This is a genomic window from Streptomyces sp. NPDC086549, assembly GCF_044746205.1.
Classification (GTDB): domain Bacteria; phylum Actinomycetota; class Actinomycetes; order Streptomycetales; family Streptomycetaceae; genus Streptomyces.
Window position 1 is genome coordinate 20,515 of record NZ_JBIVBS010000019.1, and the last position, 26,549, is coordinate 47,063.

6 protein-coding genes are annotated in these 26,549 nt (G+C 70.9%); 1 reads left to right on the forward strand and 5 read right to left on the reverse strand.

Annotation, left to right across the window (positions count from 1 at the left end; translation table 11 throughout):
- The first annotated feature begins 4 nt into the window (after positions 1-4).
- Positions 5-703: a mycofactocin biosynthesis peptidyl-dipeptidase MftE gene (gene mftE, locus ACIPSA_RS41160; RefSeq protein WP_402644717.1), complete on the forward strand. Its 699-nt coding sequence runs from the start codon at positions 5-7 to the stop codon at positions 701-703.
- Between the two features lie 13 nt (positions 704-716).
- On the opposite strand, the gene ACIPSA_RS41165 is transcribed toward mftE, so the two are convergent.
- The 5 genes from ACIPSA_RS41165 to ACIPSA_RS41185 form a co-directional block, all read right to left on the reverse strand.
- Positions 717-1,493, reverse strand: a complete 777-nt coding sequence (locus ACIPSA_RS41165; protein WP_402644719.1) for a TetR/AcrR family transcriptional regulator — start codon at positions 1,491-1,493, stop codon at positions 717-719.
- 341 nt (positions 1,494-1,834) lie between these two features.
- Positions 1,835-3,478, reverse strand: coding sequence for an MFS transporter (locus tag ACIPSA_RS41170; RefSeq protein WP_402644722.1), 1,644 nt, complete (start codon positions 3,476-3,478; stop codon positions 1,835-1,837).
- Positions 3,479-4,060: 582 nt separating this feature from the next.
- A complete protein-coding gene (locus ACIPSA_RS41175) occupies positions 4,061-4,957 on the reverse strand; it encodes a proline iminopeptidase-family hydrolase (RefSeq protein ID WP_402644725.1) in 897 nt (298 codons plus the stop codon).
- A gap of 81 nt (positions 4,958-5,038) precedes the next feature.
- A complete protein-coding gene (locus ACIPSA_RS41180) occupies positions 5,039-11,011 on the reverse strand; it encodes a type I polyketide synthase (protein ID WP_402644964.1) in 5,973 nt (1,990 codons plus the stop codon).
- A gap of 35 nt (positions 11,012-11,046) precedes the next feature.
- Positions 11,047-26,478 carry an SDR family NAD(P)-dependent oxidoreductase gene (locus ACIPSA_RS41185; protein WP_402644966.1) on the reverse strand — a complete coding sequence of 5,144 codons (15,432 nt, stop codon included), beginning with the start codon at positions 26,476-26,478 and terminating at the stop codon, positions 11,047-11,049.
- Positions 26,479-26,549 lie beyond the last annotated feature (71 nt).

Below are 26,549 nucleotides of genomic sequence, written 5' to 3' on the forward strand. Positions count from 1 at the left end.
GGCGGTGGACAGGAAGGGACCGCGCAGGCTCGCCGAGCTGACCTGGCCCGAGGTGGCCGACGTGGCCGGGCGCAGTGTGCTGGTGGTGCCGGTGGGGTCGACCGAGCAGCACGGGCCGCATCTGCCGTTCACCGTGGACACGGACATCGCGCTCGCGCTCGCGGAAAGGCTGGCGGCGGTGCGGGAATGGGTGGTGCTCGCGCCGCCGGTGCACTACGGCTCCAGCGGCGAGCACGCCGGTTTCCCCGGCACCCTGTCGATCGGCCGGACGGCCTGTGAGCTGCTGCTGACCGAACTGGGCCGCTCCGCCGACGCGTTCGCCGCGGTGGCGTTCGTCTCCGCGCACGGCGGAAACGCGGTACCGGTACGGCGTGCGGTGGCCCGGCTGCGCGGTGAGGGACGCCGGGCGCACTTCTGGGAGCCGGCCGGGGATCCCTCCGACAGTCATGCCGGGCGGGACGAGACGTCGGCGATGCTGGCGCTGCGGCCCGCCACGGTGCGCCGGGAGCGGTCCGTGCCGGGCGACACCCGGCCGCTGTCGGCCGTACTGCCCGAACTGCGGCGTGGCGGACTGCGGGCGGTCACCGCCAACGGGGTGCTCGGCGATCCGACGGGGGCGGCCGCCGGCACCGGGCGGGCGCTGCTCGCCGACTGGGCCGCAGACCTCCTGGCGGCGAGCGAGGAGTGGCACCCCGGGGAATGAGGGGCCTACCGGGTCACTCGCTCCGTTTCGCCTGCCGGACTTCCCGCCGCTGGCGCCGTATCAGCGCCTCGATTCCGTCCAGGGCGCAGTTCAGGGAGAAGTCGAACTCCGCGTCCTCGCCGTCGGAGTTGTCGAAGACACCCGCTTCCATCACCGCGTTGATGGCGGGAAAACGGTCCGCGTCCGCCAGTTTCTCGATGAGCCGGCGGTAGTCCAGCATCGATTCGGCGCCGTCGGCACCGGCCTTCGAGAAGGCCTCGTAGGTTTCGGCGAGTTGTGCCTCGTTTCGGACCAGGCCGGCCAGAAGCAGGATCGTGGACATCTTCTGGGCCTCGGTGAGGCCGCTGCGCTGCAGGAAGCACAGCCCCTGTTCGGCCCACGCGATCTGGTGGGGCGTCGAGGGCGGGCCGCTGATGGGGATGCGCACCACCCAGGAGTGCCGGCGCAGTACGGCCAGGTAGGAGCGGCTCCAGTGTTCAAGCCCCGCCCGCCAGTGCGGCTTCGGGTTCGGGTGGGGCACGGGCGGACCGAAGGCGGCGTCCACCATCAGGGGCAGCAGCTCGTCCTTGGCGGACACGTAGCGGTAGAGGGACATCGTCGAGGAATTCAGCTCCTTGGCGATGCGGCTCATGGAAATGGAGCCGATCCCCTCGGATTCCGCGATCTGTACGGCGGTGTCCACGATGCGGCCCAGACTCAGAACGCGCTTGGGCCCCTTCTGGGAGGGTTCCCGAAGTCCCCAGGCCACTTCGATGCTCGCCGGCAGGCCGATGACACTGTCGTTACCCATATGCGCCCGCCTTCTCCCGGCTCTGTTTCTCCGGCTGTGCCGACAAATCGTCATCACAATTTAGCCCAGCGGCCACGGTGTACGACCGAGGGCTTGACCCCCGCCAGGAAGCGGGGGTCAAGCCCTCGTGCCGATCGTCGGACGGGGGAACACGAGCGATCGACGGAACCGTGGTCCAAAGGCGGACATCCGAGGCGCCCACCATTGCGTGCGTCGCACGCTTTCATGTTTATAGCGTACGCAGTACAAGGGTCTCCGTCAACCGGACCCGGCACCAAAGGAACAGGCACGGGCCTCGCGGAGACCCGTGCCTGCTGATACCTGCTGATGGGGAACCGGTGTCAGTACCTCTGCGGCTGGCTCTGGTCCGACCACATCGCGGCCTGCGCGGGGCTGTCGGCCCCGGCCTGCCAGGACGCCGGCGTCTGCTGGGCGACGACGATGGACTCGGACTCCTGGTCGGCCAGCGGGGCGTTGGGCACCTTCCGCAGGACGATGGTCACGAAGACCATGCCCAGGATGACCACGCCACCGGCGACGACGGCCGCCAGGTTGAGGCCGTGGGTGAAGGCGTCGCGGGCCACCTTGAGGACCGTGTGACCGGTCTCGCCGGGCATCTTCTGCGCCGCGACGATCGCTCCGCCCAGGGTGTCGGGAGCCGCGTTGTAGGCCTCCTTGGGCAGACCGCTGGGCAGCTTGTCCTTGACGTCGTTGCCGTAGACGTAGGCGCCGACGCTGCCGAGCAGGGCCATACCGAGCGAACCGCCGAGCAGCGAGCCCGTCTCCAGCACCGAGGTGCCCGAACCGGCCTCCTCCTCACTGACGTTGGCGACCAGCATGTCCGTGCACTGACCCAGGACCGAGACCAGACCGCCGGCCTGCAGGCTCATCGCCACCAGCATCAGCCACAGCGGCGAGCCGGCGTCGAGCTGCGTCATGATCGCGAAGCCGCCCAGCGCCATCGCGAAGCAGCCCGCGGTGATGGAGGACCGCCGCACGCCCTTCTCCAGGAACCCGACGGTGGCCGGCTGGACGATGGCGACACCCACCGAGGGCACCAGGCTCCACAGCGCCGCGTTCAGCGGGGTGCGGTCCTGGACCGACTGCAGGTACTGCGCGGTGAAGACGGTGAAGCCGATCAGGGCGAAGGAGCCGATGAGCTTAGTGATCACCGCACCGCTGACGGCCCGGCGGCGCAGCAGCGCCATGTCCAGCATGGGGTGATCGGAGGCGCGCTGCCGGATGGCGAAGGCGATCAGACTGGCCACGCCGACGCCGATGCAGGCCAGGCGCAGCGAGTCGGTCCCGTTGGCCGCGATCTCCTTGATGCCGTAGATGAGCGGGAACAGACCGACGATGGTGAGCAGCGATCCCAGCAGGTCGAACTTGCCGGCCCGTGGGATCTTGGACTCCGGCAGGAGCATCGGGGCGGTGGCCAGCAGCATCAACATGAACGGCACGTTGATCAGGAAGATCGAACCCCACCAGAAGTGCGCGAGCAGCAGACCGCTGAGCACCGGACCGGCGGTCACACCCATGCCGAGCGTGCCGACGAAGATGGCGACGGCCTTGGTGCGCTCCTTCGGGTCGTGGAACATCACCCGCAGCAGCGCCATGGCCGTGGGCTCAAGAGTCGCACCGCCGACGGCCTGGAAGATGCGGGCGAAGATGAGCATCTCCGAGCTCTGGCTGTAGGCCGCGAGGACCGAACCGATGCCGAAGATGAGCGCACCCAGCATCAACAGCTTGCGGCGGCCGATCCGGTCACCGACGGCGCCCATCGTGATGTAGAGGCTCGCCAGCACGAAGCTGTAGGCGTCGAACATCCACAACTGCTGGGTGGCGCTGGGCTCAAGCTGTTCAGTGATGTTGGGAACGGCGAAGTACACCACCGACATGTCCATCGACACGAGCAGCAGGGCCAGCATGAGCACACCTAGTGCGGTCCACTCCTTCCGGCCGGCCTTGCGAGTGACTTCAGGCATGTTCGATGCCTCCCGTGATCGGATCGAGCTTTTTACTGCGTGCGGCGCACGCGGTACTGTGTAGACCATACGCAGAACGTGGGGGGAGGGTCAATCGGATCGGGAGAGATGCGTAGTTGTCGGCATCACAACGTTTTCTGATAGGCCATCAGGGGGCGAGAGGTGGTCAGTCCCATACCGTCCTCTGCGGCGTTTTTCGCGGCTAGCCCTTCCCCTACCAGACCCTCCGCCGGACATGGGCGCAGGGCCTTATCCGAAACCATAGCCGCGTGGCGTACTGGCCGGATGAGGGCAATTCCGCCGCTCAAGCGGAACTCCAGACACGCTCCGATCGAAGCGCTTTCCAGGTGGCCAGAAAGGACCGTTCACGAGTCCTGGAGAAGGTCCGCCGATCCGGCCTACGGGCACATCGAGGCAGGTCATCACCTGCGGGACGCGCTCAGCACATACACCGACGGACAGCTTCACGCCACATCCGGATCAGGAAATTGTCCAGCGAAATTCGAGCTCCACTCAAGTGAAATTCGAGCGAATCTCCAGCAGAACTTACCCTGCCATTGCGAACGGATCGAGCGGTCCCCGTCAGAGGCTCTTGAGGTACTCCGTCATGACCTCGTGGAAGGACTCCGGCTCCTCCAGGTGCGGCAGGTGGCTGGAGTTCTCGAAGATCACCCAGCGCGCGTCGGGGATCAGCTCGTCGTAGGGCCGCACGGTCTTCGGCGTGGCCTCGTCATGGCGGCCGGAGAGCACCAGCGTCGGCACGGCGATGTCCGGCAGGCAGTCCTCGACGCCCCAGTCCTTCAGCGTGCCGATGACGTGGAACTCGCTGGGGCCGTTCATCGCGTAGTACACGGTCGGGTCGTTGTAGACCTCGTAGAACGAGGCCCGGTACTCGCGCGGCCACGGCTCGAGGCGGCAGACGTGCTTCTCGTAGAAGGGCGTCATCGCCTCGTAGTACTCCTCGGTGTCCGTCGTCCCGGCGGCCTCGTGGCGCAGCAGCGTCTCGTTGACGCCGGGCGGCAGCTGGGCGCGCAGCACCGCCATCTCCTCCAGCCACAGCGGGTACGAGGCGGGCGAGTTGGCGATGACGAGTCCGCGCAGCCCCGCGGGGCGGGCGGCGGCGTGCTTGGCCACCAGCAGGCCGCCCCAGGACTGCCCGAACAGTACGTAGTCGTCGGCGATGCCGAGGGATGTGAGCAGGTTGTCGAGCTCGGCGAGGAACAGCTCCACGGTCCAGAAGTCCGCGCCACGGCCGGGCAGATGGCTGGAGCCGCCGTTGCCGATCTGGTCGTAGTGCACGACCGGGCGGCCCTCCTCGGCGAGCCGGGCGAGCGGCAGCAGGTAGTCGTGCGTGGAGCCCGGGCCGCCGTGCACCACGACGACCGGCGCGAGTCCCGAGCCGAGGTCTCCGGTGACCCGGTACCAGGTCTTGTACTCGCCGAACGGAACGGTTCCCTTGGCGCTCGGGGGCGGCGTCATGTTCCTCACCTTCTTCACCTGTCTGGGCTGGTCTGAGGGCTGTTGGCGACCCTAGGCGGGCCCTCCCGGCCGGCACCGCCCCTAGAGCACCCCTGAGAGCCACTCCTCCACGGTCCTGGCCGTCCGCTGCGCCTCTTCCTCCACGATCGTGAAGTGGTCGGCGGGCACGGAGCGGTAGGTGTGCCCAGGGTTCCAGGGCCGGGCCTTCCAGGAGTCGTCGGCGCCGTCGGAGGCGTCGGAGGCGTCGGAGGCGTCGGACAGGAAGCTGTGTTCGGCGCCGACGAACAGCACCGGGGTCTCGATGCCGTCGAGCGGGAACAGCGGCAGCAGGTCGAAGTAGGCGCGCATGGCGGACAACCCGGCCGCGTCGAACAGGCCGTACTGGGAGTCCCGTTCGACCAGCGCGGCGGACATCTGCTCGAACACCTGGGCCTGCATGCCGCCACCCGTCTCCTGCGTCACCACGTAGGTGTCCACGAGGACCACGCCGACCGCGGGCGTGCCCAGGTCCCGCTCCAGTCGGGCCGCGGTGCCGTAGGCGAGCAGCCCGCCGGAGGAGTAGCCGAGCAGGACGAAGGGCTCGCCCTCGGCCGCGTCGAGCACGGCGTGCGCCAGCGCCGAGGTGAGCGCGTCGACGGAGGCGGGCAGGTTCTCGCCGCGACCGAAGCCGGGCGACGGCAGGGTGGCCAGGTAGCGCACGTCACGGAAGTGCGAGGCCAGCCGGGCGTGCTGGTGCGTGCCGCCGGTGGCCATGGGTGTACCGAGGCAGATCAGCCGCGGCCGGGCGGGACCGTCCGCCAGCCGCACCGGGCGCAGCGGGACGGCCAGGTCCTCGTGCGATTCGAACGTCGGACGCAGATCGGCGACCGCGCGCAGCAGACCGAACGCCTTGGTGGTCTCACCGGCGAGGACGGTCCGGCGGAACAGACCGGTCACGGTGTCCTCGTCGTCCTGCGCCGCCCGGCCGCCGCCCGAGGCGCCCGGAGAGGCCGACGCGTCGTCGAACCGGTCCACAGCCTCGGCCAGTTCACGGGCCAGTCCCACGGGGCTCTTGCTGTCGAAGACGGCCATCGGCGGCAGGTCGAGGCCGAGGACGCTGTTGAGCGCGCCGCGCAGCTCCATGGCGCTCAGCGAGTCGACACCCGCCTCCAGGAAGTCCCGCTCGGCGACGACGGCGTCCGGGGAGCTGTGTCCGAGGACCCTGGCCGTGTGCTCCAGCACCAACGTCAGCAGGGCGGTTTCCCGCTCGGCCGGCTCGAGCGCGACGAGCTGTCCGCGCAGGACGGACGGGTCCGCCTTGGCACGGGTGGTACGGCGCCTGGTGACCCGGATCAGGCCCCTGAGCAGGGCGGGCAGTTCCTCGCCCGCCGAGCGCAGGGCCTTCAGGTCGAGGCGGATGGGGACCAGGGCGGGTGCGGGGAGCGCACCCGCCGTGTCGAACAGCTCCAGGCCCTGCTCGGGTGTGAGCGCGTGCACGCCGGTGCTGTTCATCCGGTCGATGTCGGCCTGGCTCAGCTCACCGGCCATGCCTCCGCCCCACAGGCCCCAGGCGAGGGACTGGGCGGGCAGGCCCTGGGCCCTGCGGTGCGTGGCCAGGGCGTCGAGGAAGGCATTGGCGGCGGCGTAGTTGCCCTGGCCGGGGTTGCCGAAGACACCGGCCGCGGAGGAGAACAGGACGAAGGCGGTCAGGTTCTTGTCCGCCGTGAGTTCGTGCAGGTTGAGGGCCGCGTCCACCTTCGGACGGAGGACTGTGTCGAGGCGTTCGGGGGTGAGGGAGGCGATGATGCCGTCGTCCAGGACACCGGCCACGTGGACCACGGCGGACAGGTCGACGTCCGCGATCAGTGCGGCCAGCGCCTCACGGTCGGCCGCGTCACAGGCGGCCACCGTCACCTCGGCACCCAGCCCGGCCAGCTCCTGCGTCAACTCCGCCATGCCCGGCGCCTGCTCACCCCGGCGACTGGTCAGCAGCAGCCGGCGCACACCACGCTCGGTGACCAGATGCCGGGCGAACAGCCCGCCCAGCGTGCCGGTCGCACCGGTCAACAGGACCGTGCCCTGCGCCGTGAAGCTCGGCTCGGTCACGGGTTCCGTGGTGGCGGGTGTGCGGGCCAGGCGAGCCCCGTAGGTGGTTCCGCCGCGTACGACGACCTGCGGTTCACCGGTCGCCAGGGCGAGGGAGACAGCGTTCTCGGAGCTCTCCTCGTCCACATCCACGAGGACGAAGCGATCGGGCGACTCGGACTGCGCCGAGCGCACCAGACCCCATACGGCCGCACCCGCCAGATCGGTGACATCCTCACCCGGCAGCGCCACCGCACCACGCGTCACGAACACCAACCGCCCATCGGCGGACTGCAGTTCGGCCAACGCATGGTGGACGGCGGCCCGTACCGCCTCGGCGTCCGTGCCGGAAGTGGGGTGCAGGACGGTCACATCACCGGGGACCGGCCCGTTCTGTGCGGCCGGCAGCGCCGCCCAGTCCAGCTGGAAGAGCGACTCGTGGAACGCCGACCGAGCGGCCGCCAACTGGTCGGCGGAAATCTCCCGCAGGGCGAGTGCCTCGACGCTCGCCACCGGACGGCCCGCGCCATCGGCGACAGCGAGCGAGACCGCCTCTCCCGAGAAGGTGAGCTTCAGCCGGACCCGGGTGGCACCCGAGGCATGGAAGGACACACCCGTCCACGCGAACGGCAGCCTCGCGGAACGGTCATCACCACCACGCAGCCCGATCGCATGCAGGCACGCATCCAACAGGGCCGGATGCACCCCGAAGCCCTCGACACTCGTCTCGTCCGGCAGAGCGATCTCGGCATAGATCTCCTCACCGGACCGCCAGGCCGCCGTCAGCCCCTGGAACACCGGCCCGTACTCCAGACCAGCCTCCGCCAACCCCTCGTACAACCCCTCCACATCCACCGACTCCGCACCCGCTGGCGGCCACTCCACCAGCTCGAAGGTGGCCTCGGGTGCAGCGGTGGACAGGGTCCCGGTGGCGTGCAGGGTCCACTGGACGTCGCCCGTGTCATCCGTACGGGTGTATAGGCGCACCGACCGGCGCACGCCGGAGTCGTCCGGCTCGTCCACGACGACGTGGACGACGACGTTGCCGCTCTCCGGCAGCACCAGCGGCGCCTGGAGCGTGAGCTCCTCCAGCCGACCGTGACCGACCCGGTCGCCGGCTGCGATCGCCAGTTCCACCAGTCCCGTGCCAGGCAGAAGGACGGTGCCGCCGACGGCATGGTCGGCCAGCCATGGCTGGGACGCCAACGACAAACGGCCCGTCAGCACCACGCTGTCAGTGTCGGCCAGCGTCACCGCGGCGCCGAGCAGTGGGTGTCCCGCGGGTTCCAGACCGGCCTCGGACACTCCGCCGAGTTCGGCGGCGACCCAGGATTCGGCCAGGTAGTCCAGGGTGTGGAACCAGTAGCGCTGGCGCTGGAAGGCATACGTCGGCAGGTCGACGCGGCGGGCGCCGGTGCCTGCGTAGAACGCCGTCCAGTCGACGGTCCCGCCCAGCACTGCGATCCGCCCGACCGCGGAGACGAGCTCGCGGGTCTCGTCGCGGTCGCGGCGGAGGGCGGGCACGAAGGCCGCGTTCTCGGCGGTCTGCTGTCCCATCGCCGTCAGGACCGCGTCCGGGCCCAGTTCGAGGTACGTGGTGACACCCTTGTCCGCCAGGACACCGACGGCATCCGCGAAGCGGACGGCCTCACGGACATGCCGGACCCAGTACTCCGGATCCGCCAACTCGCCTTCGGTCACCGCGACGCCGGTCAGCGTGGAGACGATCGGGATGGACGGAGTGCCGTACGACAGTTCCTGTGCCACGGCACGGAACTCGGCCAGCATCGGCTCCATCAGCGGTGAGTGGAACGCATGCGACACCTTCAGCCGAGTCGTCTTACGACCCTCCGCCTCGAAGTGCGCCTTGATACGGAGAGCCTCCGCCTCCACACCCGAGACGACCACCGCGGTGGGCCCGTTAACGGCGGCGATACCCACGCCGTCGGCCAGCAGCGGACGTACCTCGTCCTCGGTCGCCTGGACGGCCACCATCGCGCCGCCCTCCGGCAGGGCCTGCATCAACCGGCCACGCGCAGCGACCAGCTTCGCCGAGTCCGTCAGCGACAACACACCCGACACATGCGCAGCAGCGAACTCACCAATGGAGTGACCAGCCAGGAAATCGGGCCTGACACCCCACGACTCCACCAGCCGATACAACGCCACCTCAACCGCAAACAAGGCCGGCTGAGTGAACTCCGTCCGACTCAGCCGCTCCGCGTCCTCACCCCAGACGACCTCCCGCAGGGGCAGCTCACCAAGCTCCGCCAGGACAGCGTCGAAAGCCTCCGCGAACACCGGGAACGCCTCATACAGCTCACGCCCCATCCCGACCCGCTGCGCCCCCTGCCCCGTGAACAGGAACGCCGTACGACCAGCCCCCCGCACACTCCCCTGCACCACACCAGCAGCCGACCGGCCCTCCACCAACGCGGCCAGACCCGCCAGCAGCTCATCCCGGCCCGCACCCACCACAGCAGCCCGGAAGTCCAGCGCTGTACGGGTGCTGGTCAGGGAGTGGGCGACGTCGAGCGGGCGCAGGTCAGGGTGGGATTCGAGGTGGGATTTCAGGCGCTGGGCCTGGCCGTGCAATGCCTCTTCCGTCTTGCCGGAGACGAGGAGGGGGACGACAGGGAGGGCGACGTGTTCGGTCGTGTCCTCGACGGGTTCGGGGTCCGGTGCCTGTTCGATGATGACGTGGGCGTTGGTGCCGCTGATACCGAAGGAGGAGACACCCGCCCGCCGGGGACGACCCGTCTCCGGCCAGGGCCGGGACTCGGTCAGCAGACGAACGTTGCCCTCGGACCAGTCGACCTGCGGCGTCGGTTCGTCGACGTGCAAGGTCGGCGGCAACACCCCGTGACGGATCGCCTCGACCATCTTGATGATGCCCGAAACACCCGCCGCCGCCTGGGTGTGGCCCATGTTCGACTTGATGGAACCCAGCCACAACGGCTGGTCCTCCGCACGGTCCTTGCCATACGTCGCCAGCAACGCCTGCGCCTCGATCGGATCACCCAGCGTGGTACCCGTGCCGTGCGCCTCCACCGCGTCGATGTGGTCGGGGGCGAGCTGGGCGTTGGCGAGGGCTTGGCGGATGACGCGGACCTGGGAGGGGCCGTTGGGGGCGGTGAGTCCGTTGCTGGCGCCGTCCTGGTTGACGGCGATACCGCGGACCACGGCGAGGACCGGGTGGCCGTTGGCGCGGGCGTCGGAGAGGCGCTCGACGAGCACCATGCCCGCGCCTTCGCCCCAGGCCGTACCGTCCGCCGCGGCGGCGAAGGACTTGCAGCGGCCGCTGCGGGACAGGCCCCTCTGACGGCTGAACTCGACGAAGGTCTCCGGCGTCGCCATCACGCAGACGCCGCCGACCAGGGCCAGCGTGCAGTCGCCCGAACGCAGCGCGTGTACGGCGGAGTTGAGCGCGACGAGGGACGAGGAGCAGGCCGTGTCCATGGTCACCGACGGGCCTTCGAGGCCGAGGGCGTAGGAGACGCGGCCGGAGGCGATGGAGCCGGTGTTCGCGTTGGCGGCGTAGTCGTGGTACATCATCCCGGCGAAGACGCCGGTGGCCGAGCCCTTCAGCGTGGTCGGGTCGATGCCCGCCCGCTCGATCGCCTCCCAGGCGGTCTCCAGCAGAAGCCGCTGCTGCGGGTCCATGATCAGCGCCTCGTTCGGCGCAATGCCGAAGAGGGACGGGTCGAAGTGGGCGGCGTCGTGCAGGAAGCCGCCCTCGCGGACGTACGTCGTGTTGGGGCGCTGTGCCTCGGGGTCGAAGAGCTGGTCGGCGTCCCAGCCCCGGTCGGCCGGGAACTGGGTGACCGCGTCCACGCCGTCTGCGACCAACCGCCACAGGTCCTCCGGCGTCTCCACCCCACCCGGATAACGGCAGCTCATACCGATGATGGCGATGGGTTCGCGGAGCGTCGCGGTGAGCTTCTTGTTCTGTGCGCGCAGCCGCTCGGTCTCCTTCAGCGCCGACCGCAGCGCGTCGACGAGCTTGTTCTGGTCAGAGCCGGCCATTACACATCTCCCGTTTCCCCGCTGCTGAGCGCCAGGCTGATGAGGCTTTCGGCGTCCATGTCGTCGATCGAGCCCTCCCAGGCCTCTTCGGCCTCGTCCGGTTCGGTGCGTACGTCGCTGACGCCACCGAGTTCGAGCAGGGCGTCCAGCAGACCCGCGTCCCGCAGCCTGCTGATCGGAATGGTCTGCAGGACCGCGCGGATCTCGGCGTCGCCCGACCCCCCAGCCTTGCCGTCGCCGCCCGAGTCCGGGACGAGCTCCGCTCGTATGTGGTCGGCCAGCGCCCTGGCGTTGGGGTAGTCGAAGACGAGCGTCGGCGGCAGCCGCAGGCCGCTGAGGCCGTTGAGCACGTTGCGGAACTCCACCGCGCTGAGCGAGTCGAAGCCCAGCTCGCTGAATGCCCGGTCCGGGTCGATGGCGTCGGCGCCCGCGTGGCCGAGGATCGTCGCCGCGTTCGTACGGACGGTGTCCAGCAGCAGGGCTTCCTGGTCCTCCGCGGAGAGGCCGGTGAGCTGCTGCTTGAGCGCGGTCGCAGAGGCCTGGCCATCGCCCGCCGCCGCGGTGCGCCGGGCGGGAGTGCGGACCAGGCCCTTGAACAGGGCGGGCAGTTCCTCGCCCGCCGAGCGCAGGGCCTTCAGGTCGAGGCGGATGGGGACCAGGGCGGGCGCGGGCACCGTCCCCACCGTGTCGAACAGCTCCAGGCCCTCACGGGCCGAGATCGCCTGAACGCCGGTGCGCTGCATGCGGTCCAGGTCCGCCTGGCTCAGCTCACCGGCCATGCCCTCGGCATCATCGCCCCACAGGCCCCAGGCCAGGGACTGGGCGGGCAGACCCTGCGCCCCGCGGTGCGTGGCCAGGGCGTCGAGGAAGGCATTGGCGGCCGCGTAGTTGCCTTGACCCGGGTTGCCGAAGACACCGGCCGCGGAGGAGAACAGGACGAAGGCGGTCAGGTTCTTGTCCGCCGTGAGTTCGTGCAGGTTGAGGGCCGCGTCCACCTTCGGACGGAGGACTGTGTCGAGGCGTTCGGGGGTGAGGGAGGCGATGATGCCGTCGTCCAGGACACCGGCGACATGGACTACGGCGGACAGGTCGACGTCCGCGATCAGTGCGGCCAGCGCCTCACGGTCGGCCGCGTCACAGGCGGCCACCGTCACCTCGGCACCCAGCCCGGCCAGCTCCCCCCTCAACTCCACCACGCCCGGCGCCTGCTCACCCCGGCGACTGATCAGCAGCAGCCGGCGCACACCATGCTCGGTGACCAGATGCCGGGCGAACAGCCCACCCAGCGTGCCGGTCGCACCGGTCAACAGGACCGTGCCCTGCGCCGTGAAGCTCGGCTCGGTCACGGGTTCCGTGGTGGCGGGTGTGCGGGCCAGGCGAGCCCCGTAGGTGGTTCCGCCGCGTACGACGACCTGCGGTTCACCGGTCGCCAGGGCGAGGGAGACAGCGTTCTCGGAGCTCTCCTCGTCCACATCCACGAGGACGAAGCGATCGGGCGACTCGGACTGCGCCGAGCGCACCAGACCCCATACGGCCGCACCCGCCAGATCGGTGACATCCTCACCCGGCAGCGCCACCGCACCACGCGTCACGAACACCAACCGCCCATCGGCGGACTGCAGTTCAGCCAACGCATGGTGCACCGAAGTCCGTACCGCCTCCGCGTCCGAGCCGGGAACCTGGTCCAGCACCGCCACGTCATCCGGCACCGGCCCGCCCTGCGCCCCGGGCAGCGCCGCCCAGTCCAGCTGGAAGAGCGACTCGTGGAACGCCGACCGAGCGGCCGCCAACTGGTCGGCGGAAATCTCCCGCAGGGCCAGAGCCTCGACGCTCGCCACCGGACGGCCCGCGCCATCGGCGACAGCGAGCGAGACCGCCTCTCCCGAGAAGGTGAGCTTCAGCCGGACCCGGGTGGCACCCGAGGCATGGAAGGACACACCCGTCCACGCGAACGGCAGCCTCGCGGAACGGTCATCACCACCACGCAGCCCGATCGCATGCAGGCACGCATCCAACAGGGCCGGATGCACCCCGAAGCCCTCGACACTCGTCTCGTCCGGCAGAGCGATCTCGGCATAGATCTCCTCACCGGACCGCCAGGCCGCCGTCAGCCCCTGGAACACCGGCCCATACTCCAGACCAGCCTCCGCCAACCCCTCGTACAACCCCTCCACATCCACCGACTCCGCACCCGCCGGCGGCCACTCCACCAGCTCGAACGACGGCTGGGGACCAGCAGGCGCGAGCAGGCCCACTCCGTGGCGCACCCACGGCTCGTCCTCCCCTTCGGCACGCGAGTGGATGCCGACCGGCCGGGCGCCCGTCTCCCCGGGTGCCCCGACGGACACCTGTACGGCGACTCCGCCACGCTCGGGCAGCACCAGCGGCGCCTCCAGCGTCAGCTCTTCCAGCTGGTCGCAGCCGACCTCGTCACCGGCGCGGATCGCCAGCTCCACCAGGCCGGTGCCCGGGAAGAGGACGGTGCCGCCGACCGCGTGGTCGGCCAGCCACGGCTGCGCGGACGTCGACAGGCGGCCCGTCAGCACCACACCGTCGCTGTCGGCCAGCGTCACGGCCGCGCCGAGCAGCGCGTGCCCGGAGGACCCGATGCCCATCTCGGACAGGGCGGTACCCGTCTCGACGACGCTGTCCATCCAGTACGTGCTGCGCTGGAAGGCGTACGTCGGCAGTCCGTCGACGGATCGGGGTCCGGTGCCGGCGTAGAACGCCGCCCAGTCAGGCGTGACCCCGGAAACGTGCAGTCGGGCCACGGTGCCCAGGAGCGTGGGCACTTCGGCCCTGTCCTTGCGGAGCGCGGCCGTCAGCAGCACCGACTCCGACTCGACCGACTGCTGCGCCATCGCGGTCAGCACACCGTCGGGACCCAGCTCCAGGAAGCGGGTCACGCCCTCCGACTCCAACACCCGTACGGCATCCGCGAAGCGGACGGCCTCACGCACGTGCCGGACCCAGTACTCCGGATCCGCCAACTCGCCTTCGGTCACTGCGGCGCCGGTGAGGGTGGAGACGATCGGGATGGACGGAGTGCCGTACGACAGCGATGACGCCACCGCACGGAACTCGTCGAGCATCGGCTCCATCAGTGGCGAGTGGAACGCGTGCGACACCTTCAGCCGAGTCGTCTTACGACCCTCGGCCTCAAAGTGCGCCTTGATCCGCAGAGCCTCCACCTCGACACCCGAGACAACCACCGCGGTGGGCCCGTTGACCGCCGCGATACCCACACCCTCGGCCAGCAGCGGACGCACCTCGTCCTCGGTCGCCTGGACGGCCACCATCGCCCCGCCCTCGGGAAGGGCCTGCATCAACCGGCCACGCGCAGCCACCAACCTCGCCGCATCCGCCAACGACAACACACCCGACACATGCGCAGCCGCGAACTCACCGATCGAGTGACCGGCCAGGAAGTCGGGCCTGACACCCCACGACTCCACCAGCCGATACAACGCCACCTCAACCGCAAACAGAGCCGGCTGAGTGAACTCCGTCCGACTCAGCCGCTCCGCGTCCTCACCCCAGACAACCTCCCGCAACGGCAGCCCACCAAGCTCCGCCAGAACAGCGTCGAAAGCCTCCGCGAACACCGGGAACGCCTCATACAACTCACGCCCCATCCCGACCCGCTGCGCCCCCTGCCCCGTGAACAGGAACGCCGTACGACCAGCCCCCCGCACACTCCCCTGCACCACACCAGCAGCCGACCGGCCCTCCACCAACGCGGCCAGACCCGCCAGCAGCTCATCCCCGCCCGCACCCACCACAGCAGCCCGGAAGTCCAGCGCTGTACGGCGGGTGGCGAGGGCGTGGGCGACGTCGAGCGGGCGCAGGTCAGGGTCGCCGTCGATGTATGTCCGCAGGCGTTCGGCCTGGGCGCGGAGGGCCTCCGGGGTCTTGCCGGACAGCGGCCAGACGACCGTGTCGGGAGCCGTGCCCTGGTCCTCGGGGCTGAGCTCCGCCGGTGCCTGTTCGATGATGACGTGGGCGTTGGTGCCGCTGATGCCGAAGGAGGAGACACCCGCCCGCCGGGGACGGCCCGTCTCCGGCCAGGGCTGAGACTCGGTCAGCAGCCGGACATTGCCCTCGGACCAGTCGACCTGCGGCGTCGGTTCGTCGACGTGCAAGGTCGGCGGCAACACCCCGTGACGGATCGCCTCGACCATCTTGATGATGCCCGAAACACCCGCCGCCGCCTGGGTGTGGCCCATGTTCGACTTGATGGAACCCAGCCACAACGGCTGATCCTCCGCACGGTCCCTGCCATACGTCGCCAGCAACGCCTGCGCCTCGATCGGATCACCCAGCGTGGTACCCGTGCCGTGCGCCTCCACCGCGTCCACGTCGTTCGTGGTCAGGCCCGCCGAAGCCAGCGCCTGCCGGATCACCCGGCGCTGCGACGGACCGTTCGGAGCCGTCAGACCGTTGCTCGCACCGTCCTGGTTCACCGCCGAGCCCTTGACGACCGCGAAGACGGGGTGGCCGTTGGCGCGGGCGTCGGAGAGGCGCTCCAGCAGGAGCATGCCCACGCCCTCGCCCCAGGCCGTGCCGTCGGTGGAAGCCGCGAAGGACTTGCAGCGGCCGTCCGGAGCCAGCCCCCGCTGCCGGCTGAACTCCACGAACGCCTCCGGCGTCGCCATCACCGCGACACCACCCGCCAGCGCCAGCGTGCACTCACCCGACCGCAGCGCCTGCGCCGCCAGATGCAGCGCCACCAGCGACGACGAGCAGGCGGTGTCCACGGTCACCGAGGGGCCCTCAAGGCCGAAGGTGTAGGACACCCGGCCCGACGCGACGGAACCGGTGTTCGTGTTGTCCTGGTAGTCGTGGTACATCATCCCGGCGAAGACGCCGGTGGCCGAGCCCTTCAGCGCGGCCGGATCGATGCCCGCCCGCTCGAACGCCTCCCACGACGTCTCCAGCAGAAGCCGCTGCTGCGGGTCGATGGCCAGCGCCTCGTTGGGGCTGATGCCGAAGAAGTCGGGGTCGAAGTCGCCCGCATCGTGCAGGAAGCCGCCGTGCTTGACGTAACTCGTGTTCGGACGCTCGGAGTCCGGGTCGTACAGCTCGTCGATGTTCCAACCACGGTTCGCCGGGAACTCCGACACCGCGTCCACCCCACCGGCCACCAGCCGCCACAGATCCTCCGGCGTCTCCACCCCACCCGGATAACGGCAGCTCATCCCCACGATCACAATCGGATCGCCGTCGGTCACGGCCACGGTGACGGCCGCGCCCGTGGGGTCGTCGCCGGTGCCCGTGACCTCCTGGGCCAGGTGCCGGGCGAGCACTGCGGGGCTCGGGTAGTCGAAGACGAGGGTGGCCGGCAGCCGCATGCCGACGGCCTCGCCGAGGCCGTTGCGGAACTCGACCGCGCTCAGCGAGTCGAAGCCCAGCTCGCTGAAGGCCTGTTCCGGGTCGATGGCCTCGGGTCCCGCGTGACCGAGGGTCGCCGCGGCCGTGGCCCGGACGAGGCCGAGGATCTCGGCCTCCTGCGCCTCGGGGGACATCCCGGCGAGCCGCTGGGCCAGGGCCGAGGCGGCCGCGGTACCCGTCGTACCGCTGACGACCCTGCGGGCCGGGCGGCGGACCAGGCTGCGGAAGAGTTCGGGCAGTTCACCGTCGCCCGCGCCGAGTGCCTTGACGTCCAGCCGGATGGGGACCAGGGCGGGTGAGGGGAGCGCACCCGCCGTGTCGAACAGCTCCAGGCCCTGCTCGGGTGTGAGCGCGTGCACGCCGGTGCTCTTCATCCGGTCGATGTCGGCCTGGCTCAGCTCACCGGCCATGCCTCCGCCCCACAGGCCCCAGGCCAGGGACTGGGCGGGCAGACCCTGCGCCTGCCGGTGCGTGGCCAGGGCGTCCAGGAACGTGTTGGCGGCCGCGTAGTTGCCCTGGCCCGGGTTGCCCAGCGTTCCGGCGGCCGACGAGAACAGCACGAAGGCGGTCAGGTTCTTGTCCGCCGTGAGTTCGTGCAGGTTGAGGGCCGCGTCCACCTTCGGCCGCAGCACCTTGTCCACCCGCTCCGGGGTGAGCGAGGCGATCACGCCGTCGTCCAGGACACCGGCCACGTGGACCACAGCAGACAGATCCACATCGGCGATCAGTGCGGCCAGCGCCTCACGGTCGGCCGCGTCACAAGCGGCCACCGTCACCTCGGCACCCAGCCCGGCCAGCTCCCGCCCCAACTCCGCCATACCCGGCGCCTGCTCACCCCGGCGACTGGTCAGCAGCAGCCGGCGCACACCATGCTCGGTGACCAGATGCCGGGCGAACAACCCGCCCAGCGTGCCGGTCGCACCGGTCAACAGGACCGTGCCCTCCGCGGAGAAGACCGACGCGGGCCTTGCCCGGTCGTCCTGTGTCGCCGGAGTGCGCACGAGCCGGGCGCCGTACGCGGCACCGTCCCGGACCACGACCTGGGACTCCCCCGACGCGAGCGCCAGGGACACTGCGGAGTCGCCGTCCTCGTCGGTGTCGACGAGGACGAAGCGGTCCGGGTCCTCCGACTGCGCCGAGCGCACCAGACCCCATACGGCCGCACCCGCCAGGTCCGTTACATCCTCACCCGGCAGCGCCACCGCACCACGCGTCACGAACACCAACCGCCCGGCAGCCGACCGCAGCTCGGCGAGCGCCCGATGCACCGCCGTCCGCACGGCGTCCGCATCCGCACCCGCCTCAGTGCGGAGCACCACCACATCACCCGGCGTCGATCCATCGGCTCGCACCTCCGGCAGCCGTACCCATTCCAGCTGGAACAAGGACTCGTGGAACGCCGACCGGGCCGCCGCCAACTGGTCCGCCGCCACCTCCCGGAGGACCAGGGAACCGACCGTGGCGACCGGACGGCCCTGCTCGTCGGCGACCTCCAGGGCGACGCCCTCGGCGCCCTTGCGGAAGAGCCGCACCCGGAGCCGGGAGGCGCCGGTGGCGTGCAGGGAGACGCCGGTCCACGCGAAGGGGAGGCGTGTGGCCTCGGCCCCGCCCGCCAGCAGCCCGGTCGCGTGCAGGGACGCGTCCAGCAGGGCCGGGTGCACGCCGAACCCGTCGGCAGCCGTGTCCTCGGGCAGGGTCACCTCGGCGTACACGTCCTCGCCGGACCGCCAGGCGGCCGTCAGGCCCTGGAACACCGGCCCGTACTCCAGACCGGCCTCCGCGAGGGTGTCGTACATCCCGGTCAGATCAACCGGCTCAGCGCCGCGAGGCGGCCACTGTGCCAGGTCGAATGCGGCCGCCGGCGCTCCGGGGGACAGCAGACCGGTCGCGTGGCGCGTCCAGGACTGCTCCTCGTCGTCGGGGCGCGCGTACATGTGCACCGGCCGCGTGCCGTCGTCGGCGGCGGTGCCCACCACCACCTGTACGGCGACTCCGCCGCGCTCGGGCAGCACCAGCGGCGCCTCCAGCGTCAGCTCTTCCAGCTGGGCGCAGCCGACCTCGTCGCCGGCGCGGATCGCCAGCTCCACCAGGCCGGTGCCCGGGAAGAGGACGGTGCCGCCGACCGCGTGGTCGGCCAGCCACGGCTGCGCGGACGTCGACAGGCGGCCCGTCAGCACCACACCGTCGCTGTCCGGCGACGCCAGCACGGCACCGAGCAGCGGATGCGCGGCCCGGTCCAGGCCGGCGGACGTGACGCCGCCGGTGTCCGCGCCCGCCCAGGCGTCGGCCCAGTATTCCAGCGCGTCCAGCCAGTAGCGCTGGCGCTGGAAGGCATACGTCGGCAGGTCGACGCGGCGGGCGCCGGTGCCTGCGTAGAACGCCGTCCAGTCGACGGTCCCGCCCAGCACTGCGATCCGCCCGACCGCGGAGACGAGCTCGCGGGTCTCGTCGCGGTCGCGGCGGAGGGCAGGCACGAACGCCGCGTTCTCGGCCGACTGCTGGCCCATCGCAGTGAGTACGGCGTCGGGGCCCAGCTCCAGGAAGCGGGTCACACCCTCCGAGCCCAACACCCGTACGGCATCCGCGAAGCGGACGGCCTCACGGACGTGCCGGACCCAGTACTCCGGATCCGCCAACTCGCCTCCGGTCACCGCGGCACCGGTGAGGGTGGAGACGATCGGGATGGACGGGGTGCCGTACGACAGCGATGACGCCACCGCGCGGAATTCATCGAGCATCGGCTCCATCAGCGGCGAGTGGAACGCATGCGACACCTTCAGCCGAGTCGTCTTACGACCCTCCGCCTCGAAGTGCGCCTTGATACGGAGAGCCTCCGCCTCCACGCCCGAGACGACCACCGCGGTGGGCCCGTTGACCGCGGCGATACCCACACCGTCGGCCAGCAGCGGACGTACCTCGTCCTCGGTCGCCTGGACGGCCACCATCGCGCCGCCCTCCGGCAGGGCCTGCATCAACCGGCCACGCGCAGCCACCAACCTCGCCGCATCCGCCAGCGACAACACACCCGACACATGCGCAGCCGCGAACTCACCGATCGAGTGACCCGCCAGGAAGTCGGGCCTGACACCCCACGACTCCACCAGCCGATACAACGCCACCTCAACCGCAAACAGAGCCGGCTGAGTGAACTCCGTCCGACTCAGCCGCTCAACGTCCTCACCCCAGACAACCTCCCGCAACGGAAGCCCACCAAGCTCCGCCAGGACAGCGTCGAAAGCCTCCGCGAACACCGGGAACGCCTCATACAACTCACGCCCCATCCCGACCCGCTGCGCCCCCTGCCCCGTGAACAGGAACGCCGTACGACCAGCCCCCCGCACACTCCCCTGCACCACACCAGCAGCCGACCGGCCCTCCACCAACGCGGCCAGACCCGCCAGCAGCTCATCCCGGCCCGCACCCACCACAGCGAGGCGGCGGTCCATGGCGGATCGGTCGGTGGCGAGGGAGTAGGCGACGTCTACGGGACGCAGCGCCGGGTCGCTCTCCACATACGCCCGCAGGCGTTCGGCCTGGCCCCGCAGCGCCTCGTCCGTCTTCGCCGACAGCAGCCACGGTACGGCGGGCAGGTCGGCCCCGGTCGAGGGCTGTTCGGTGTCGAGGGCGGGTGCCTGTTCGATGATGACGTGGGCGTTGGTGCCGCTGATGCCGAAGGAGGAGACACCCGCCCGGCGGGGGCGGCCCGTCTCCGGCCAGGGCTGGGACTCGGTCAGCAGACGAACGTTGCCCTCGGACCAGTCGACCTGGTGGGTGGGCTCGTCGACGTGCAAGGTCGGCGGCAGCACACCGTGACGGATCGCCTCAACCATCTTGATGATGCCCGAAACACCCGCCGCCGCCTGGGTGTGACCCATGTTCGACTTGATGGAACCCAGCCACAACGGCTGGCCCTCCGCACGATCCTTGCCATACGTCGCCAGCAACGCCTGCGCCTCGATCGGATCACCCAGCGTGGTACCCGTGCCGTGCGCCTCCACCGCGTCCACGTCGTTCGTGGTCAGGCCCGCCGAAGCCAGCGCCTGCCGGATCACCCGGCGCTGCGACGGACCGTTCGGAGCCGTCAGACCGTTGCTCGCACCGTCCTGGTTGAGGGCGGAGCCACGGACCACGGCGAGGACGGGGTGGCCGTTGGCGCGGGCGTCGGAGAGGCGCTCCAGCAGGAGCATGCCCGCGCCCTCGCCCCAGGCCGTGCCGTCGGTGGAAGCCGCGAAGGACTTGCAGCGGCCGTCCGGAGCCAGCCCCCGCTGCCGGCTGAACTCCACGAACGCCTCCGGCGTCGCCATCACCGCGACACCACCCGCCAGCGCCAGCGTGCACTCACCCGACCGCAGCGCCTGCGCCGCCAGATGCAGCGCCACCAGCGACGACGAGCAGGCGGTGTCAATCGTGACGGCGGGGCCTTCGAGGCCGAAGACGTACGAGACACGGCCGGAGGCGATGGCGCCGGTGCCGCTGTTCGCGGCGTAGTCGTGGTACATCATCCCGGCGAAGACGCCGGTGGCCGAGCCTTTCACCGCGGCCGGGTCGATGCCCGCCCGCTCGAACGCCTCCCACGACGTCTCCAGCAGAAGCCGCTGCTGCGGGTCCATGCCCAGGGCCTCGTTCGGGGAGATGCCGAAGAAGGCCGGGTCGAAGTCGGCGGCGTCGTGCAGGAAGCCGCCGTGCTTGACGTAACTCGTGTTCGGACGCTCGGAGTCCGGGTCGTACAGCTCGTCGATGTTCCAGCCACGGTTCGCCGGGAACTCCGACACCGCGTCCACCCCACCGGCCACCAGCCGCCACAGATCCTCCGGCGTCTCCACCCCACCCGGATAACGGCAGCTCATCCCCACGATCACAATCGGATCGCCGTCGAGGGGGGCGGCCTTCGCCGGTCCGGCCGCGGGCGCGTCCGCGTCCTGGCCGGAGAGCTCCTCCAGGATGTGGCGGGCCACGTCGACCGGGCTCGGGTAGTCGAAGACGAGGGTGGCGGGCAGCCGCAGGCCGGTGTCGTCGTTGAGCCCGTTGCGCAGTTCGACGGCGGCCAGGGAGTCGACGCCGAGGTCCCGGAAGGCGCGCTCGGGCTCGACCGCCCGTGCGTCGGCGAAGCCGAGGACGACGGCCGCCCGGTTGAGGACCAGGTCGAGCAGCGCCTGCTGCCGCTCCTCCTCCGGCAGCGCGGCGAGCCGGTGCTTCAGCGTGCCTGTCTCGGTCTTGGGGGTGCCCGCGCTGCGGCGGCGCCGGGTGCCGGTCGGCACGAGCGTGCGCAGCAGGGCGGGCGTGTCCTCGCCCTGGGAACGCAGCGCGGCCAGGTCGAACTTGACGGGGACGAGGGTGGCTTCGGTGCTGCGCTGGGCGGCGTCGAAGAGCGCGAGCCCCTCCTCGGGGGTGAGCGCGTGGATCCCACCCTGGGATATCCGGCCGCGCTCGGCCTCGTCGAGGGTGTCGGCCATGCCCCCGGCCCACAGGCCCCAGGCGAGGGACTGGGCGGGCAGACCCTGCGCCCTGCGGTGGGCGGCGAGGCCGTCCAGGAAGGCGTTGGCGGCGGCGTAGTTGCCCTGGCCGGGGGCGCCCAGGGTGCCGGATCCGGAGGAGAAGAGGACGAAGGCAGTCAGGTTCTTGTCCGCCGTGAGTTCGTGCAGGTTGAGGGCCGCGTCCACCTTCGGGCGCAGCACCTTGTCCACCCGCTCCGGGGTGAGGGAGGCGATGATGCCGTCGTCCAGGACACCGGCGACATGGACTACGGCGGACAGGTCGACGTCCGCGATCAGTGCGGCCAGCGCCTCACGGTCGGCCGCGTCACAGGCGGCCACCGTCACCTCGGCACCCAGCCCGGCCAGCTCCCCCCTCAACTCCACCACGCCCGGCGCCTGCTCACCCCGGCGACTGATCAGCAGCAGCCGGCGCACACCATGCTCGGTGACCAGATGCCGGGCGAACAGCCCACCCAGCGTGCCGGTCGCACCGGTCAGCAGGACCGTGCCCTGCGCGGAGAAGACCGGGTCCTGCTCGTCCGTCGCCACGGGCGTGCGGGCCAGGCGGGCACCGTAGGCGGCTCCGCCCCGTACGACGACCTGCGGTTCACCGGTCGCCAGGGCGAGGGACACGGCCGCCTCGGCGCCGTCCTCGTCGTCGGTGTCGGCGAGGACGAAACGGTCCGGGTCCTCGGCTTGCGCCGAGCGCACCAGACCCCATACGGCCGCACCCGCCAGGTCGGTGACATCCTCACCCGGCAGCGCCACCGCACCACGCGTCACGAACACCAACCGCCCGTCGGCGGACTGTAGTTCGGCCAACGCATGGTGGACGGCGGCCCGTACCGCCTCCGCGTCCGAGCCGGGAGCGCTGGTGAAGACGGCGGTGGACGGCTGCGTATCGGACGGAACCGCCGGAAGGGGGGTCCACTCGACGTGGTAGAGCGAGTCGTGGAAACCGGTCCGGGCGGCCGCCAGTTGCTCCTCCGTAATGCGCCGCAGCACCAGGGACTCGACCGTGGCAACCGGACGGCCGCCGGAGTCGGCGATGGCAAGGGCGACGCCCGAACCGGTCGGTGTCAGCCGGACCCGTACGGCGGCCGCTCCCGCCGCGTGCAGGGTGACCCCTGACCAGGCGAAGGGCAGCGCGGCCTGCCCACCGGTCACGCCGGTGAAGCTGACGGCGTGCAGGGCCGCGTCGAGGACGGCGGGGTGCAGGCCCAGCCGTTCCGCGTCCTTGTGCCCCTGCTCGGGGAGGGCGACCTCCGCGTACACCGTCTCGCCGTCGCGCCAGGCGGCCTTCAGCCCCTGGAACACCGGGCCGTACTGGAGGCCGAGGCCGGCGAGGTCCGGGTACAGACCGGCCACGTCGATGGCCTCGGCACCGGACGGCGGCCACTGGGTCAGGTCGAAGCGTCCCTGGTCCGCGCCGCGCGCCAGCACACCGGCCGCGTGCCGGGTCCAGGGGGCGTCCTGGGAGGGACGGGAGTGCACGGTCAGCGGACGGGTGCCGGAGCCGTCGGCCGCCCCCACGGCGACCTGCACCTGGACGGCACCGCGCTCGGGCAGGGCGAGCGGAGCCTCCAGGGTCAGCTCCTCAAGGACGTCGCAGCCGACCTGGTCGCCGGCGCGTACGGCCAGTTCGACGAAGCCGGTGCCGGGGAAGAGGACGGTGCCGCCGACCACGTGGTCGGCCAGCCACGGCTGCACGGACGTCGACAGGCGGCCCGTCAGCACCACCCCGTCCGTGTCGGCCAGTGTCACTGCGGCGCCGAGCAGCGGGTGATCGGCCGCGTCGAGACCGGCGGAGGCGACGTCGCCGGCGCCATTCTCAGGGGTGATCCAGTAGTGGCCGCGCTGGAAGACATAGGTCGGCAGGTCGACCCGGCCCGCGCCACGCCCGGCGAAGACGCCCGCCCAGTCCACGGCCGCACCGCGCACGTGCAGCTGTCCGGCGGCCGCGAGCACGGCGGCGACCTCCGGCCTGTCCTTGCGGAGCGCGGCCGTCAGCAGCACCGACTCCGACTCGACCGACTGCTGCGCCATCGCGGTCAGCACACCGTCGGGACCCAGCTCCAGGAAGCGGGTCACACCCTCCGACTCCAACACCCGTACCGCATCCGCGAAGCGGACGGCCTCACGCACGTGCCGGACCCAGTACTCCGGATCCGCCAACTCGCCTCCGGTCACCGCGACGCCGGTCAGCGTGGAGACGATCGGAATCGAGGGCTCGCCGTACGTCAACTCCCGTGCAACGGCACGGAACTCGTCGAGCATCGGCTCCATCAGCGGCGAGTGGAACGCATGCGACACCTTCAGCCGAGTCGTCTTACGACCCTCCGCCTCAAAGTGCGCCTTGATACGGAGAGCCTCCGCCTCGACACCCGAGACGACCACCGCGGTGGGCCCGTTGACCGCCGCGATACCGACACCCTCGGCCAGCAGCGGACGCACTTCCTCCTCGGTCGCCTGCACCGCGACCATCGCCCCGCCCTCCGGCAGGGCCTGCATCAACCGGCCACGCGCAGCCACCAACCTCGCCGCATCCGCCAACGACAACACACCCGACACATGCGCAGCCGCGAACTCACCAATGGAGTGACCCGCCAGGAAGTCAGGCCTGACACCCCACGACTCCACCAGCCGATACAACGCCACCTCAACCGCAAACAAAGCCGGCTGGGTGAACTCCGTCCGACTCAGCCGCTCCGCGTCCTCACCCCAGACCACCTCCCGCAACGGAAGCCCACCAAGCTCCGCCAGGACAGCGTCGAAAGCCTCCGCGAACACCGGGAACGCCTCATACAGCTCACGCCCCATCCCGACCCGCTGCGCCCCCTGCCCCGTGAACAGGAACGCCGTAAGACCGTCGGAGACGGTGCCGCGCAGCGCATCGGAGCGGGTCTCGCCCTGGGCGAGGGCGGTGAGGGCGGTGACGGCCGACTCTCGGTCGTCGGCCAGGACGACCGCGCGGTGTTCGAGCGCGGCACGGGTGGTCGCGAGGGAGTGGCTCAGGTCGAGGGGGCTCAGGTCGGTGCGCTCGTCGACGTATGCGCTGATCCGCTCGGCCTGGGCGCGGAGGGCGTCGGCGCTGCGGGCTGAGACGAGCCAGGGCAGCGGGGCGCCGGCCGGCCAGGCGGCCGGGGCCGGTGCGGCCTCCACGGCCCCGTCATCGACGGGCTCGGGTGCGGGCGCCTCCTCCAGGATGAGGTGCGCGTTGGTGCCGCTGACGCCGAACGCGGAGACCGCGGCCCGGCGCGGGTGCTCGCCGCGAGGCCAGGGGCGTTCCTCGGTGAGCAGCCGGACGTTGCCCGCGCTCCAGTCGACGTGGGTGGAGGGCCGGTCGATGTGCAGGGTCCGCGGCATGGACTCGTGCCGCATCGCCATGACCATCTTGATGATGCCGCCGACGCCGGCCGCGGCCTGGGCGTGCCCGATGTTCGACTTCAGGGAACCCAACCAGAGAGGACGGTCCTCGGGCCGGCCCTGCCCGTAGGTGGCCAGCACCGCCTGCGCCTCGATCGGGTCGCCCAGCGTGGTGCCCGTGCCGTGGCCCTCGACCAGGTCGAGCTGGGTGGCGGAAATCCCGGCGGCACCAAGCGCCTCGCGGATGACCCGCTGCTGGGAGGGGCCGTTGGGCGCGGTGAGGCCGTTGCTTGCGCCGTCCTGGTTGATAGCCGATCCCTTGACCACGGCGAGCACGGGGTGGCCGTGGGCGCGGGCGTCGGAGAGGCGTTCGAGTACGAGGATGCCGGCGCCCTCGGCCCAGCCGGTGCCGTCGGCGGCGTCCGCGTAGGCCTTGGCGCGGCCGTCGGCGGCGAGACCGCCCTGGCGGGCCATGCCGATGAAGGGACCTGGAGTGGACATCACCATCACGCCGCCGGCCAGCGCGAGGCTGCACTCGCGTTCGCGCAGCGCCTGGGCGGCGAGGTGCACGGCCACCAGCGAGGAGGAGCAGGCGGTGTCCACGGTCACCGAGGGTCCTTCGAGGCCCAGGGTGTAGGAGACGCGGCCGGCGATGACGGCGGCGACGGCGGCCGTGCCCATGAAGGGGCCGGCCGCCTCGGGAGCGGCGTTGAGCAGGTCGCCGTAGTCCTGGAAACCGGATCCGGCGAAGACGGCCACTTGGCCGCCGCGCACCTTGTCGGCGGGGATGCCGGCCCGCTCAAGTGCCTCCCAGGACAGTTCCAGCATCAGCCGCTGCTGCGGGTCCATGGCCACGGCCTCGCGCGGCGAGATCCCGAAGAAGGCGGGGTCGAACTCCGCCGCTCCGTCCATGAATCCGCCGCGACGCGCGAACTCGACGTCGTCGACGGAGTCGAGGTTCCAGCCGCGGTCGGCCGGGAAGGGGCCGACGGCGTCGACGCCGTCGGCCACCAGCCGCCACAGCTCCTCGGGGGAGGTGACCCCGCCCGGGTAACGGCAGCTCATGGCCACGATTGCGATCGGGTCCTGCTCCCTGGCCTCGTACTCCTGGAGCCTGCGGCGGGTCTGGGCCAGGTCGGCCGTGACCCGCTTGAGGTACCCGAGGAGCTTCTGATCGTCAGCCATCTGCCCGCCTCGCAACATCCTTTGGGATACGCATGGTTTCGCTGGTTCGAATGGTTCGGGTGATTCGGGTGATTCGAGTAGTACGG

Bases quoted from the DNA above. Each gene is read 5' to 3' on its own strand.
- ACIPSA_RS41175 (WP_402644725.1), bottom strand. From the start codon at position 4,957: ATGACGCCGCCCCCGAGCGCCAAGGGAACCGTTCCGTTCGGCGAGTAC.
- ACIPSA_RS41170 (WP_402644722.1), bottom strand. From the start codon at position 3,478: ATGCCTGAAGTCACTCGCAAGGCCGGCCGGAAGGAGTGGACCGCACTA.
- ACIPSA_RS41165 (WP_402644719.1), bottom strand. From the start codon at position 1,493: ATGGGTAACGACAGTGTCATCGGCCTGCCGGCGAGCATCGAAGTGGCC.